Source organism: Bradyrhizobium sp. LTSP857 (assembly GCF_000938285.1).
Classification (GTDB): domain Bacteria; phylum Pseudomonadota; class Alphaproteobacteria; order Rhizobiales; family Xanthobacteraceae; genus Bradyrhizobium.
In genome coordinates this window covers 220,008-233,707 of the sequence record NZ_JYMS01000039.1, presented here as the reverse complement: position 1 = coordinate 233,707, position 13,700 = coordinate 220,008, and the positions used below count along the sequence as shown (strand labels likewise).

The window sequence follows — 13,700 nt, the reverse complement described above, 5'->3', positions numbered from 1 at the left end:
ATTACTCCGCCGCCTCGCTATGCCCGAGCCGGGCATTCAGCTTGCGGATCAGCTCTTCGGCCGCATCCGCGATCACCGTGCCAGGCGGGAAGATCGCTTCGGCGCCGGCCGCGTAGAGCGCGTCGTAATCCTGTGGCGGCACCACGCCGCCGACGATGATCATGATGTCGTCGCGACCCTGCTTCTTCAGCGCAGCCTTCAATTCGGGCACGGCGGTGAGGTGGGCGGCGGCAAGCGAGGAGACGCCGAGAATGTGCACGTCGTTCTCGACCGCCTGCCGAGCGGCTTCGTCGGCGGTGGCAAACAGGGGCCCGATGTCGACGTCGAAGCCGATATCGGCGAAGGCAGATGCAATCACCTTCTGGCCGCGGTCATGGCCGTCCTGGCCGATTTTTGCGACCAGGATGCGCGGGCGGCGGCCTTCCGCCTCCTCGAAGGCATCGATCAGCGCCTGAACCTTCTGGACCCGGTTACCCATGCTGGACGCCTCCCGCTTGTAAACGCCGGTGATGGACTTGATCTCGGCGCGGTGCCGGCCGAACACCTTTTCCATCGCGTCCGAAATTTCACCGACGGTCGCCTTCGCCCGCGCAGCGTCGATGGCGAGCGCCAGCAGATTGCCGTTGCCTTCGCCGGCCGAACGCGTCAGCGCGGCGAGCGCGGCATCGACGTCCTTCTGGTTGCGCTCGGACTTCAGCCGCGTCAGCTTGTCGATCTGGAGCCGGCGGACATTGGTGTTGTCGACCTTGAGGATGTCGATCGGAGCTTCGTCAGTCGGCTTGTACTTGTTGACGCCGATCACCGCCTGCTTGCCGGCATCGATCCGCGCTTGCGTCTTGGCGGAGGCTTCCTCGATGCGCAGCTTGGGCACGCCGGCTTCGATCGCCTTGGCCATGCCGCCGAGCTCCTCGACCTCCTGGATATGGCCCCAGGCCTTCGCGGCGAGATCGCGCGTCAGGCGTTCGACATAATACGAGCCGCCCCAGGGATCGATGATCCGTGTGGTGCCGCTCTCCTGCTGAAGGAACAGCTGGGTGTTGCGGGCGATGCGGGCGGAGAAGTCGGTCGGCAGCGCCAGCGCTTCATCGAGCGCGTTCGTGTGCAGCGACTGGGTGTGGCCTTGCGTCGCGGCCATCGCCTCCACCGTGGTGCGCATCACGTTGTTGAAGACATCCTGCGCGGTCAGCGACCAGCCGGAGGTCTGGCAATGCGTACGCAGCGAGAGCGAGCGCGGGTCCTTCGGATTGAACGGCTTGAGCAGCTTCGCCCACAGCAGCCGCGCCGCGCGCATCTTGGCGACTTCCATGAAGAAGTTCATGCCGATCGCCCAGAAGAACGACAGCCGTGGCGCGAAGCGGTCGACGTCGAGACCGGCGGCAAGGCCGGCGCGGAGATATTCGACGCCATCGGCGAGCGTATAGGCGAGTTCGAGATCCTGCGTCGCGCCGGCTTCCTGCATGTGATAGCCGGAAATGGAAATGGAGTTGTATTTCGGCATCTTCTGCGAGGTGTAGGCGAAGATGTCGGAGATGATCCGCATCGAGGGCGCGGGCGGATAGATGTAGGTATTGCGCACCATGAACTCTTTCAGAATGTCATTCTGAATCGTCCCTGAGAGTTTCTCCGGCGGTACGCCCTGTTCGCCCGCGGCCGCGACGAACAGCGCCAGGATCGGCAGCACAGCGCCGTTCATGGTCATGGACACACTCATCTGGTCGAGCGGAATCCCGGCAAACAGCGTGCGCATGTCGTAGATGGAATCGATGGCCACGCCGGCCATGCCGACGTCGCCGCCGACGCGCGGATGGTCAGAGTCATAGCCGCGATGGGTGGCGAGATCGAAGGCGACCGAGAGGCCCTTCTGGCCCGCAGCGAGGTTGCGGCGGTAGAACGCGTTGGAATCCTCCGCCGTAGAGAAGCCGGCATATTGCCGCACCGTCCAGGGTTGGTTGACATACATGGTCGGGTAGGGACCGCGCAGGTAGGGCGCGATGCCGGGATATGTGTCGAGGAAATCCAGGCCGGCGAGGTCGGCCTCGCCATAGGCGGGCTTCACCAGAATGCCCTCGGGCGTCAGCCATGGCTCGGCGCTGCCGGTTGGAGCGGCGGTGGCGATGCGCTCAAAGGCGACATCGGCGAAATTGGGAATGCGGCTCATTCCTTGGATTCCTCAAACCTGCGGTTTCGTTCGATCAGTCTCTGCACATTTTGCTTGTAGACTGGATCGTCCATGCGGCTCTTGGTCATCGCGCCAGTCCCGGCCCAGATCAGCCGCGCGAGTCCGACGTCCCACTGCATCAAGATCCGCAACAGTCTTCCGAGCACCCGCAGCATGTTATAGCCTATCATAGTTGCAGCCTCGACGCGCCGGTGCTCAATCATGGTCCGGATGCTGATGGCTGACGATGGTCGCCATCTTCTCCGGTCCGTAATTCTGCTGCGTGGTTTGGCTCGGCAGATTGGAAATCCCGACCACCCATCCGAGCCGCGCCTCGGTTCCGTACTGCCGCGTCGGCACCAGCCGGTCGGGGCGGTCGAACGCGCCGGTCATGATCTCGATGCGCGGGCCGTCGATGCGGCGGAAGCTCAGGGGCGTGCCGCAGGCGACGCAGAAATCCCGCATCGCGATCGAGGACGACTGGAACGTGGACGGCGTGCCTTTGGTCCAGGCGAAGTTGTCCTTCTCGATTTCGGCGAAGGAGGCGAACGGCGCACCGCTCGCCTTCTGGCACATCCGGCAGTGGCAGATCGAAGTCTTGTTCGGCGCTGCTGAAATCGCAAAGCGTACTGCGCCGCATTGGCAGCCGCCGGTGAGAACGGGTTTGCTCGCGTCCGTCATGGCTGTTCCATCCGTCGGTAGGCGTCTTGCAACGTCGCAAGCGCATCGCCCCCGGCGAAGACAAAACCCGTGACGCCGGCGGCCCGCAACGCCGCCTCGGCATCAGTCGGGCGGCCTCCCAGATAGATATGTCGTGCTCCGGCCGTTTGCAGGGCCTGCGCGGCGGCTTCAGCATGTTCCGCATAGACCTTGTCGCTGGAACAGAGGAAGGCAAGCTCGGCCCCGGAGGCCTTGAACGCGGCGGCGAGTTTGGCCGGATCGGCAAAACCCTCGCTGTCGACGGCCGCGATGCCGCCGGTCTCGAAGAAGCTCTTTGCGAAGGTCGCGCGCGCGGTGAAATCGGCGGGCGTGCCGAGATTGGCCAAAAACACTTTTGGCCGCGCGCCGCGTGCCTTCAGCGCCGCATCGGATTTGTCGCGAAGTGCCTCGAATGGCTGTGCGAGCCTGATCGGGCTAAGCGCGTCGAACTTGTATTTCTGCTCGCCGTAAGGTGCGAGCGCGATCGGCGTTGCCTTCAGCACCGCCGTCTCGCGCTCATGCAGGTTCGGAAACTCGCTGGCGCCGGTCAGCACGTCGCGGCGCTTGGCGATGTTGGCGTCGCGCGCTTTTCGCGCGGCTGCGACCTTGCCTTGGAACAGACCCTGCTGAAGCGCGGCAAAGGCGCCGCCGGCTTTCTCGCTGTCCTGGAACAGCGCCCAGGCTGCGTCGCAGAGCTGCGCCGTCAGCGTCTCGATGCCGCCGGAGCCGGCCGCGGGATCGCTGACCTTGGCGAGGTTGCTCTCTTCCAGCAGCAGGAGCTGGGTGTTGCGTGCGGCGCGCCGCGCGAACGGGTCGGGCAGGCCAAGCGCCAGCGTATGCGGCAGCACCGTGATCGCATTGGCGCCGGCGAGGCCCGCCGCGAACGTCGCCATGGTCGCGCGCAGCATGTTCACATAGGGATCGCGCTGCGTCAGCATGCGCCAGGCGGTATCGGCGGCGATGAACAGCGGTTTTGGCGTCAGCCCGCTGGCCGTCTCCACGCGCGCCCACAACAATCGCAGTGCGCGGAACTTTGCCATGGTCAAAAACTGGTCGGCGTCCGCAGACAGCCGCGCATAGACCATGCCTTGCGCCTGCTCCAGCGGAACGCCCGCACTTTCGATCGCACGCAGATAGGCAACGCCGCAGGCGAGCGCGAAGGCGAGCTCCTGCACTTCCGATCCTCCGGCATCGTGGATCACGCGGCCGTCGGCGGACGCAAACGGACCCTTGAAGCCGAGCGCGGCGAGGCCCTTGATTCCGCCGGTGACCGCAGGAACGATCTCGTCCCAGGTGTAGGGGCTGTGGCCCCACACCGCGCAGGCCGCGAGCGGATCGAGTCCGAAGCGGATGTTGCAGGCCGAGGGATCGATGCCGTTGCTCTTCACATATTCCGCGACATGGATCGCCGCCATCCGCGACTGCGGGCCGACCTGGAGCTCGATGCCAATCCCGGCATCGAGATGAATGTCCTTCAAGACTTTTGCGACTGCATCGGCCGTCGGTTCCAGGCCAAAACCGTGGCTGCCATTGCCGCCCGCGAACACCAGCGAAAGCCCCGTCGCGCCGTTCTCCAGATCCGTCAGCGCTTGCGCGTTCGCGGCAGCCGCATCGGGATGGTCGATCCGCTGCATGATCTGCCAGGGTGCTGCCGCAGGCCGACCCACCACGGGCGCAACGCCCTTGGCGCGCGGATAGAGTGGGTCGATCTTCAATCCGTCATAGGTCTTGCCGACCAGCTTTTCGAACGGCGCGCCCTTCAGCACGCCATCGACCAGCTTGCGCCAGTCCGCGTCCGTCGCCTTGGGAAAATCGGCCGCCAGCGGCAGATCGTCAGTCACGGAGGTCATGCGGCGAGGGGCTCCCGAAAATCTTGTTGTTCGGCGGCGAAATTGCCACGGCCGGCCGTCCCTGCAAACGGTTGTTTTTGGTTAACCGGTATCCGGAAGCCGCTCAATGCCTTGCGTCGAGACGCTGGCGAGGCCGTCACCAACGCGGACGCCGCCGATCACGCGGTCCGGCGCGATTTCGGCGAGCGGCACCAGCACGAAGGCGCGCTCGAACAGGCGCGGATGGGGCAGGGTCAAGTCGGGCTTTTGCAGGCTGATATCGTCATAGGCGATCATGTCGAGATCGAGCGTGCGCGGCCCCCATTGCCGCTCCTTGACCCGCGTGCGGCCGAACTTCTGCTCGACCTTCTGCATCACGAACAAGAGCGCGTGCGGATCGAGGCTGGTCTCGATCTCGATGCAGGCATTGATGAAGGGATCCTGGTCCTCATCGCCCCAGGGCGGGGTCGCATAATCCGAAGAGCGTGCGATCAACGCGGCCTGCGCCATGCCGCAGATGTGGGCGATCGCCTTTTGGAATGTCGCGCGGACATCGCCGACATTGCCGCCGAGTGCAATGAGGACGCTCGCCATGTCAGGGATGCCGCGAGCGCGTCAGCATGATGCCGACGTCGTCGAAGATCGCGGCGATCGGCGCGTGCGGCTTGTGCACGGTGATCTTCACCGCACGGATGCGCGGGAAGTGCGACAGGATGGCGTCGGCCACCGCGCCGGCCGCGCGCTCCAGCAGCTTGTAGTTGGTGTTCTTGAACGCCGCCGTCGTGGTCGCCACGACTTCGGCGTAGGACACCGTATCGGCGAGTCGGTCGGTGCGCGAAGGCTCCGACAGGTCGGTATAGAGCTCGAGATCAATGACAAAACGCTGGCCGACTTCGGTCTCATGCTCCATCACGCCATGGCGGGCATGGATCGACAGGCCGGTCACGAAGATCGTATCGGTCATTGCTTGCTCTCGATTGCGTTCGCCACCCGCAGGGCCTGCAAGGTCTCGGCGACGTCATGGGTCCGGATGATTCTTGCGCCGCGCTGTGCGGCGATCAGATGCGCGGCGATCGAGCCGGCGAGCCGCTCTTTCGGCTCCGACGGCGACACCGAGGCGATGAAGCGCTTGCGCGAGGCACCGACCAGGATCGGCAGGCCGAACATGTCGAATTCGCGCAGCCGCGCCAGCGCAATCATGCTCTGCTCGGCGGTCTTGCCGAAGCCGATGCCGGGGTCGAGCACGATTTTGTCGCGCGCGATGCCGGCCTGAGCTGCGATCTCGAGCGAGCGAGCGAAGAATGCTTTCATATCCGCGATGATGTCGATCGCGGGATCGGCGCTGTCGCGGTTGTGCATGACGATGACGGGCACGCCCTTCGCGGCGACCAGCGGCGCCATGGCGGCGTCGCGTTGCAGACCCCAGACGTCGTTGGCGATCGCAGCGCCCTGGTCGAGTGCGAACGCCACGATCTCGGCCTTCATGCTGTCGATCGACACCGGCACGCCGAGCGCCACGATGTCGGCCAGCACCGGCTTCAGACGGGCAAGCTCGCCTTGCACTGTCACGGGCTGGGCGCCCTTGTAAGGGCGGGTGGATTCCGCGCCGATATCGATGATGTCGACGCCATCAGCGATCATCGACCGCGCCCGCACCAGCGCCTGGTCCGGCGCGATGAACTCGCCGCCGTCGGAAAAGGAGTCCGGGGTGACGTTGAGCACGCCCATCACCGCCGGGACAGGCCGCTCCAGCAGCGTCCGCAGCACGTCAGGCCCGGCCGAGCCGGCCGGCGGGACGGATGGAGAGGGCGAGGCGTTCATGCGCGTGGCTTTGCGCGGTCGGGGAGGGGGAGTCAAGACGGGATGGGGCGGGTTGCTAGCGTTCGGGCGCGGCGTCGCACACCCTCGCTGTCATTGCCCGCGAAAGCGGGCAATCCAGTATTCCAGAGACAGCGCTGCAATACGGAGGAGCCGCGGCGTACTGGATACCCCGCTTTCGCGGGGTATGACATCGAGAGCTAACGCTGCAGGTCGTAAGCCGAGAGAGACGCCTAATACGTAATCTTCGGCGGCAGCTTCTTCGCCTTGGCGATGATGTCGCCGACCGACTTCTCCGAGGGCAGGATGCGGACCAGCCGCTTCCTCTCGTTCGCCTCCCGCATGCTCTGGGCAAGCCTTGCCGGATTTCGATAGGAGAGCTCGCGCACGGTGGTGACGCCGGCGGCGCGGACCAGGCCGACCTTCGCCCGGCCCATGCCGGGAATGCGCATGTAGTCGGAGACGTTGGCCCACTCCAGCAGCAGCTGCTCGCTGATGCCGGTCTTGGCCGACAGCGTCTTGCGACCCTTGGCGGTGCTGGCGGCCTCCAGCAACCCATCAGTGGTGCGGATACCCTGCGCCTTCAACTTGCTGGCGGCAAAGGCCGGCAGGCCCTCAATCTCGGAGATCGGATATGTCATGATACTCAATGTGAAATGCGGGAGCCTCAGGCGAACTGGCTGAGGCCCGGCGTCCCCGCGATGATCTTGCCCATCTGATCCGCTCCGATTTTGTCTCGGCCGAAGCGAAAAAGTTCACGGGCGATCGTTTGAATGTCGGACATGCCGAGTCCCAGGCCCATCAGGCGCGTGCCGACGGCCATCAGTCCGCCGCCCATCAGCCGCGACAGTCCGCCGCTGCTGCTGGACGCCTCGATTGCTGCTTCTGCACCGGGGATCTGTTCGATCAGGGCCTGCACGCTGTCGGACGGGCCTTCGCTGCGGAGGAAGCCCAGGATAATGCCGACGGTCTTTTCAGCGACAGCACTATCTATGCTGGCGTTTGTCGCCAGCCGCCCGATCAGCTCGTCCATATGGCCTGCCCCTCAGCCCGATCACATGCCGGATTATTTGCGAAAAATGATCTTGAGCCGGTGCGATGTGAAATACAAGCGATGAACGCATGCGACGTCGCGATTCATCTTCAATCGCGCAGAAAGTGTTGCAGCGATGCAAGAGCGGAGAAGGAATCAACGAAAAATTGCCGCGGTGCGAATGTATCGCTCCGACTTTCGGCGGATGCCGCGCTGGCATTCTCCGACAATGTCGCATGTCGGAGCGCCTTGAATGGTTTCAATCGGCTTGCGACATGCGTTAAACTACGGAACTGGTGAGCTTGAGTTTCAATAAGCGAAACAAGCGGACAGAATAGAATAGAGAGAGTGATGACGGCACAGGACAACAAGCTCGGCGATACCGACGACAAGATATTCGTCGGCAAGGGAGACGAGCAGGCCTGGCTGACGCTGGCGCTCGCCAATCGCCACGGCCTCGTCACCGGCGCGACCGGAACAGGCAAGACGGTGTCGCTGCAAGTCATGGCGGAAGGATTTGCGCGCGCCGGTGTTCCGGTGTTCGCCGCTGACATCAAGGGCGACCTCTCTGGCATCTCGGAGGTGGGGGAGGCCAAGGATTTCATCGTCAAGCGTGCAACCGAGATGGGGCTGACATTCCAGCCCGACCAGTTCTCGACGGTGTTTTGGGACGTGTTCGGCGAACAGGGTCATCCGGTGCGAGCCACCGTCACCGAGATGGGGCCGCTGCTGCTGGCGCGCATGCTCGATCTGAACGATGTGCAGGAAGGTGTGCTCAACGTCGCCTTCCGCGTCGCCGATGACAACGGTCTTGCCCTGATCGACATGAAGGACCTGCGGGCGCTGCTAGACGCGATCGTCCCCGATACCAGCAAGAAGGGGCCGGATGCGGAAGAGGATCCGCTCGCACCGATCCGCAAGGCGGCCCAGGGTTTTGGCAACGTCACCAAGGCCACGGTCGGCACCATCCAGCGCCAGCTCCTGGTGCTGGAGAACCAGGGCGGCACAAAGTTCTTCGGCGAGCCGGCGCTGACGCTGAAGGATTTCATGAGGACCGATCGCGACGGCCGCGGCATGGTCAACATCCTCGTCGCCGAAAAGCTGATGCAGAGCCCGCGGCTTTACGCGACGTTCCTGCTGTGGATGCTGTCAGAATTGTTCGAAGAGCTGCCCGAGGCCGGCGACCCGCCCAAGCCAAAATTGGTGTTCTTCTTCGACGAGGCGCATCTGTTGTTCAACGATGCGCCGAAAGCGCTGATGGACAAGATCGAGCAGGTGGTTCGCCTGATCAGATCCAAGGGCGTCGGCGTTTATTTCGTCACCCAAAATCCGATCGACGTGCCCGACCGCGTGCTCGGCCAGATGGGCAACCGGGTGCAACACGCATTGCGCGCCTTCACCCCGCGCGACCAGAAGGCGGTCGCCGCTGCGGCCCAGACCTTCCGGCCCAACCCGAAGCTCGACACCGGCAAGGTGATCATGGAGCTCGGCAAGGGCGAGGCACTGGTGTCCTTCCTCGAAGGCAACGGCACGCCGGCGATGGTCGAGCGGGTGATGATCCGCCCGCCATCGGCCCGGATCGGGCCGATCACGCCGGAGGAGCGCAAGGCGATCATGGATGCGAGCCCGGTGAAGGGCAAATACGACACCGCGATCGATGCCGAGTCCGCCTACGAGATCATCCAGAAGCGCATCGCCGGCACGGCGGCGCCGGCCGATGGTCCGGCAGGTGGAAGCGGTGGCGGCATCCTCGGCCAGATCGGCTCGATCGTCGGCACCATTTTCGGCACCAACACCGGACGTAATCGGCTGACGACCGGCCAGCGCATCGCGCGCGACGTGACGCGCACGGTGACCGGCAAGGTGGTCGGCGGCGTCGTGGCCGATCTCGGCAAGTCGGTCGGTGGCCAGCTTGGCGGCTCGGTCGGCCGCGCGCTCGTCCGCGGCGCGCTCGGCGGACTGCTGCGAAGGTAGGCAGAACGACCGGATTGCTGGCTGCCGGTCCGCTCCGGTTGCGCGGGTTGGAGTTTGTCTGCCAGGTACAAATTCGGGTGAGGGGGACTCTCCAAGTGTCGGTCGGTCTGCTACGTGCTATGTGTTTCCGACGGGACATAATGTGACATCACCGGATCTATCAGACAAACCGCGCGCGCTCCGCCTCCCATCGCTCAGCGCGCCGCTCGATCTGCTCTTCCTGCTCTGCTGCGTCATCCTCACCGCCGACGTCCTCGGTCCCGAGATCTTCGGCCGCGGCAAGACCAAGGATTATGCGCTGTGGTATTGGGCCGGGCAGCAGGTGCTGCATGGCGGCGCGCTCTATCCCAGCGACATCCACTACCAGTTCGGATTCATCTATCCGCCGCTGCCCGCGATCCTGCTGGCGATCCCGAGCTGGTTCGGCAAGATCCCGCTCTACATCGTGCTGTCGATCCTGAATGTGGTAGCGTGGTGGTACACGGGGATCCTCTCCAATGCCATGACCGGATCGGACCGCAAGCCCGGCCCCTGGCTGGAAGCGCTGCCGGCGCTGGTCACCGTGACCTTCGTGTTCGACATGTTCGATCTCGGCCAGCCGAACCTCGTCCTGCTGGCGATGATGCTCTACGGCTTCTGGGGCATGCAGCATCGGCGATCCTGGCTTGCAGGCTTCATGTTCGCACTCGCCACCGCCATCAAGGTGTTTCCCATCGCGGTGCTGCCCTATCTGATCTGGCGGCGGCAGTGGGCCGCTGTCGTCAGCATGCTCGCCTTCATCGGCATCCTTCTCTACGTCGTGCCGGCGCCCATTCGCGGGTTCGAGCGCAACGCGGCCGAGCTCAAGACCTGGTACCAGGGCATGATCGGGTCGAGCTCGGAAAAGGGCTTTGGCCAGCGCGACGAGCAGAACTGGTCGTGGGTCAACCAGTCCATCATTGCCGTGACGCACCGGCTGGTCCGGCCGCTCAACTACAATCAGGAAGATCCCGACAAGCCGCCGCGCACGATGAATGTCATCGACGTCGACTACAAGACGGCGAACTGGATCGTGCTCGCGGTGTCGGCGTTGCTCGGGCTCGGCTTCGTCGCGGTGATGCCACAGCGAGCGCGGCGAACGGCGCGGTCGGATGCCGAGGAGCTCGGCATCCTGTTCTGCCTGATGACGGTGGCCTCGCCGTTGGCGCGGCAATACTATTTCATGTGGCTGTTCCTGCCGATGACGGTGCTGATGCATCGGGCCGCCTTTGACGAGCGGCCGAATGTGCGGCTTGGAACCTGGCTTGCGCTCGGCGCCGCTGGCATTCTCATGCTGTTGTCACTGCCGCCGTTTCCCAATGTCATCCAGGCCTGGGGCAATAACCTCGTCGCCACGGCGATCCTCGCAGGTAGCCTCGGCTGGCACATCCGGCATCCGCCGGTTGCGGCTAGCTCCGGCGCCGCGGCAGGGCTAAAACCCAAGACGTCTTAACACTCAAGACAAAGCCTAAGCCATCTTGAGACCAACAGTCAGGGAATACGACCATGGCCAACGCGCAGCTTCAATCCGTGCTCGATCACATCGACAAGGAATTTGATAACAGCCTGGAGCGTCTGTTCTCGCTGTTGCGGATCAAGTCGATTTCCGCCGATCCGGCATTTGCGAAAGATTGCAAGGCGGCGGCCGAGCATCTCGCCAAGGATATCGCGAGCCTGGGCGTCGCCACCGAAGTAAGACCGACCGCCGGCCATCCCGCTATCGTCGGCAAGACCAAGGCGGGCGGACGGCCGCACGTAATCTTCTATGGCCATTACGACGTGCAGCCGGTCGACCCGCTCGAGCTCTGGCACCGTCCGCCGTTCGAGCCCGCGGTCACCGACCATGCCGACGGCCGCAAGATCATCGTTGCGCGCGGCGCCGAGGACGACAAGGGTCAGGTGATGACTTTCGTCGAGGCCTGCCGGGCCTGGAAGACAGTGACGGGCTCGCTGCCGATCGACATCACCTTTCTGATCGAGGGCGAGGAGGAAGTCGGCTCGAAAAATTTCGTGCCGTTCATTGAAGCCAACAAGGACGAATTCAAGGCCGATTACGTTCTGGTCTGCGACACCGGCATGTGGGACCGCAACACGCCGGCGATCACGACGTCGCTGCGCGGCCTGCTCTATGAAGAGGTCAAGATCACGGCCGCCAATCGCGACCTGCATTCCGGCGTGTTCGGTGGCACCGCGATGAACCCGATCCGGGTGCTGACCAAGATTCTCGGCGGACTGTTCGATGACGACAACCGCATCACCATTCCCGGCTTCTATGACGGCGTGAAGGATACGCCGCCTGATATCCTCGAGCAGTGGAAAAAGCTCGGCTTCACGCCGGATTTCTTCCTCAAGCCGATCGGGCTGTCGATCCCGGCGGGAGAGAAGGGGCGGCTCCTGATCGAGCAGGCCTCGACGCGTCCGACCTGCGACGTCAACGGCATCTGGGGCGGCTATATCGGCGAAGGCTCCAAGACGGTGATCCCGTCGCATGCCTCGGCAAAAGTCTCGTTCCGCCTGGTCGAGGGGCAGGATCCCGCGAAGATCCGCAAGGCGTTCCGTGAGTATGTGACGGCGCGGCTTCCGGGCGACTGCAAGGTCGAGTTCGGCGACCACTCTGCCGGGCCCGCCATCGCGCTCGACTGGAACATGAAGCCGCTCGCTGCCGCCAAGCAGGCGCTGACGGAAGAGTGGGGCAAGGAGACCGTGCTGATGGGCTCGGGCGCCTCGATCCCGATCGTCGCCGACTTCAAGCGCACGCTAGGGCTCGACTCGCTGCTGGTCGGCTTCGGGCTGGACGACGACAACATCCACTCGCCGAACGAGAAGTACGACCTCCGGAGCTTCCAGAAGGGCATCCGCTCCTGGGCAAGGATCCTCGCCGCGCTGGCCGAGGTGAAGTGATTGCGTGGGTGGGCAAAGGCGCGCTCTTCGCGCGCCGTGCGCACCCTACGAGATTGGCAATGACCGAATTGCGCATCCCGTCATCCTGAGGTGCGAGCCGTGGAGCGCAACGCGCTTCACGGTGAGCCTCGAAGGATGCACGGCCCCGATGCAGCCGGGCCGTCGCCCTTCGAGGCTCGCCGAAGAGGCGAGCACCTCAGGGTGACGGTGATGGTGATTGCGCCCACGACAGCACCAAATAAAAACGCCGCCCGGAATTGGGCGGCGTTTCATTCCGAAACGTGTAGAGGATGTTGAGGCCTACCCTACACCAAATCCCGAAAATTTCAAGACCGGTAGCCCGGAAGTTCGCGGTCGAGCTTGCGCAGCAGCGGCGGCCACACCAGGTTCGTGGCGCGCAGCTCGGCGCGGTCGCGGTTGGCGAGCAGCTCGGTGTTCTTGTCGATCGCGACGTCATCGACCGGGTAGACCGGCGTGCCCAGCGCGCGCGTGCGTACCTGCATCGAGCAGGCGCGCTCGAGGTGATACATGCGCTCGAAGGCGGAGGCGACCGAGCGGCCGACCGTCAGCGTGCCGTGGTTGCGCAACAGCATGTGGTTGTGGTCGCCGAGATCCTTCTGCAGCCGCGGCCGTTCGTCATGGTCGAGCGCGATGCCTTCATAGTCGTGGTAGGCGATGTCGTGAGTGACGAGCTGGGCGGTCTGGTTCAGCGGCAGCAGGCCTTCGGCGCTGCTCGACACCGCGGTGCCGTCGAGGGTGTGAAGATGCAGCACGCAGATGGCATCCTCACGCGCCTCGTGGATCGCCGAATGGATGGTGAAGCCGGCCGGGTTGATGCTGTACTCGCTCTCGGAGAGCTGGTGGCCGTGCAAATCGACCTTGACCAGGCTCGACGCCGTGATCTCGTCGAACATCAGTCCGTAGGGATTGATGAGGAAGTGATGGTCCGGGCCGGGCACGCGTGCGGAGATGTGGGTGTCGACCAGATCGTCCCAGCCGTACAGCGAGACGAGGCGATAGCAGGCGGCGAGATTGACCCGTTGCTGCCACTCGGCCTCCGTCATGTTCGACGGCACTTCCTTCAGGCGGGCTTCAGCTGGTGACATGGCAAACCTCTCCGAACCTCGTTGTTTCGGGGAGGGAGCGTAGTCGCGGGTGAGGCTGGCGGCAAGGTGGTCAAATCGCAGCAGCCAAGCGTAGCCCGCATGGAGCGAAGCGGAATGCGGGGGCCTCACCCAAGGTCCCGGATTTCGCTTCGCTCCATCCGGGC

Annotated in this window: 13 protein-coding genes; 3 read left to right on the top strand and 10 right to left on the bottom strand. The window is 64.2% G+C overall.

Annotated elements, in window-relative coordinates; translation table 11 throughout:
* Window position 1: 1 nt before the first annotated feature.
* The 9 genes from scpA to UP06_RS25775 form a co-directional block, all read right to left on the bottom strand.
* Window positions 2-2,158: a methylmalonyl-CoA mutase gene (gene scpA, locus UP06_RS25815; RefSeq protein ID WP_045006478.1), complete on the bottom strand. Its 2,157-nt coding sequence runs from the start codon at window positions 2,156-2,158 to the stop codon at window positions 2-4.
* Window positions 2,155-2,349 carry a hypothetical protein gene (locus UP06_RS25810; RefSeq protein ID WP_245305539.1) on the bottom strand — a complete coding sequence of 65 codons (195 nt, stop codon included), beginning with the start codon at window positions 2,347-2,349 and terminating at the stop codon, window positions 2,155-2,157. The genes scpA and UP06_RS25810 overlap by 4 nt, the downstream gene beginning before the upstream one ends.
* A gap of 25 nt (window positions 2,350-2,374) precedes the next feature.
* Window positions 2,375-2,839 (bottom strand): GFA family protein, encoded by a 465-nt coding sequence (locus tag UP06_RS25805; protein ID WP_045006477.1) that lies wholly within the window; start codon window positions 2,837-2,839, stop codon window positions 2,375-2,377.
* On the bottom strand, window positions 2,836-4,707 hold the full coding sequence (locus UP06_RS25800) for a methylmalonyl-CoA mutase family protein (protein WP_045006476.1): 1,872 nt from the start codon (window positions 4,705-4,707) through the stop codon (window positions 2,836-2,838). Before UP06_RS25800 ends, UP06_RS25805 begins: the two co-directional genes overlap by 4 nt.
* 81 nt (window positions 4,708-4,788) lie before the next feature.
* Window positions 4,789-5,280, bottom strand: a complete 492-nt coding sequence (folK, locus tag UP06_RS25795) for a 2-amino-4-hydroxy-6-hydroxymethyldihydropteridine diphosphokinase (RefSeq protein WP_045006475.1) — start codon at window positions 5,278-5,280, stop codon at window positions 4,789-4,791.
* 1 nt (window position 5,281) lies between these two features.
* Entirely contained in the window at window positions 5,282-5,650 is a 369-nt protein-coding gene (gene folB / locus UP06_RS25790) for a dihydroneopterin aldolase (RefSeq protein WP_045006474.1), read from the bottom strand.
* Window positions 5,647-6,507, bottom strand: coding sequence for a dihydropteroate synthase (gene folP / locus UP06_RS25785; protein WP_045006473.1), 861 nt, complete (start codon window positions 6,505-6,507; stop codon window positions 5,647-5,649). The genes folB and folP overlap by 4 nt, the downstream gene beginning before the upstream one ends.
* Before the next feature lie 230 nt (window positions 6,508-6,737).
* Complete coding sequence (locus UP06_RS25780) at window positions 6,738-7,145, bottom strand: DUF4332 domain-containing protein (RefSeq protein ID WP_045006472.1); 408 nt, start codon at window positions 7,143-7,145, stop codon at window positions 6,738-6,740.
* Window positions 7,146-7,171: 26 nt separating this feature from the next.
* Window positions 7,172-7,537: a hypothetical protein gene (locus UP06_RS25775; protein WP_045006471.1), complete on the bottom strand. Its 366-nt coding sequence runs from the start codon at window positions 7,535-7,537 to the stop codon at window positions 7,172-7,174.
* A gap of 351 nt (window positions 7,538-7,888) precedes the next feature.
* Between UP06_RS25775 and UP06_RS25770 the strand changes: the two genes are divergently transcribed.
* The 3 genes from UP06_RS25770 to UP06_RS25760 all read left to right on the top strand — a co-directional run bounded on the left by UP06_RS25770 (window position 7,889) and on the right by UP06_RS25760 (window position 12,430).
* Window positions 7,889-9,511 (top strand): helicase HerA-like domain-containing protein, encoded by a 1,623-nt coding sequence (locus tag UP06_RS25770; RefSeq protein ID WP_045006470.1) that lies wholly within the window; start codon window positions 7,889-7,891, stop codon window positions 9,509-9,511.
* 142 nt (window positions 9,512-9,653) lie between these two features.
* Entirely contained in the window at window positions 9,654-10,982 is a 1,329-nt protein-coding gene (locus UP06_RS25765; protein WP_045006469.1) for a glycosyltransferase family 87 protein, read from the top strand.
* Between the two features lie 53 nt (window positions 10,983-11,035).
* Window positions 11,036-12,430 carry a M20/M25/M40 family metallo-hydrolase gene (locus UP06_RS25760; RefSeq protein WP_045006468.1) on the top strand — a complete coding sequence of 465 codons (1,395 nt, stop codon included), beginning with the start codon at window positions 11,036-11,038 and terminating at the stop codon, window positions 12,428-12,430.
* Window positions 12,431-12,756: 326 nt separating this feature from the next.
* Here the strand turns inward: UP06_RS25760 and UP06_RS25755 are convergent, their stop codons facing one another.
* Window positions 12,757-13,536 (bottom strand): class II aldolase/adducin family protein, encoded by a 780-nt coding sequence (locus tag UP06_RS25755; RefSeq protein WP_045006467.1) that lies wholly within the window; start codon window positions 13,534-13,536, stop codon window positions 12,757-12,759.
* Window positions 13,537-13,700: the final 164 nt, after the last annotated feature.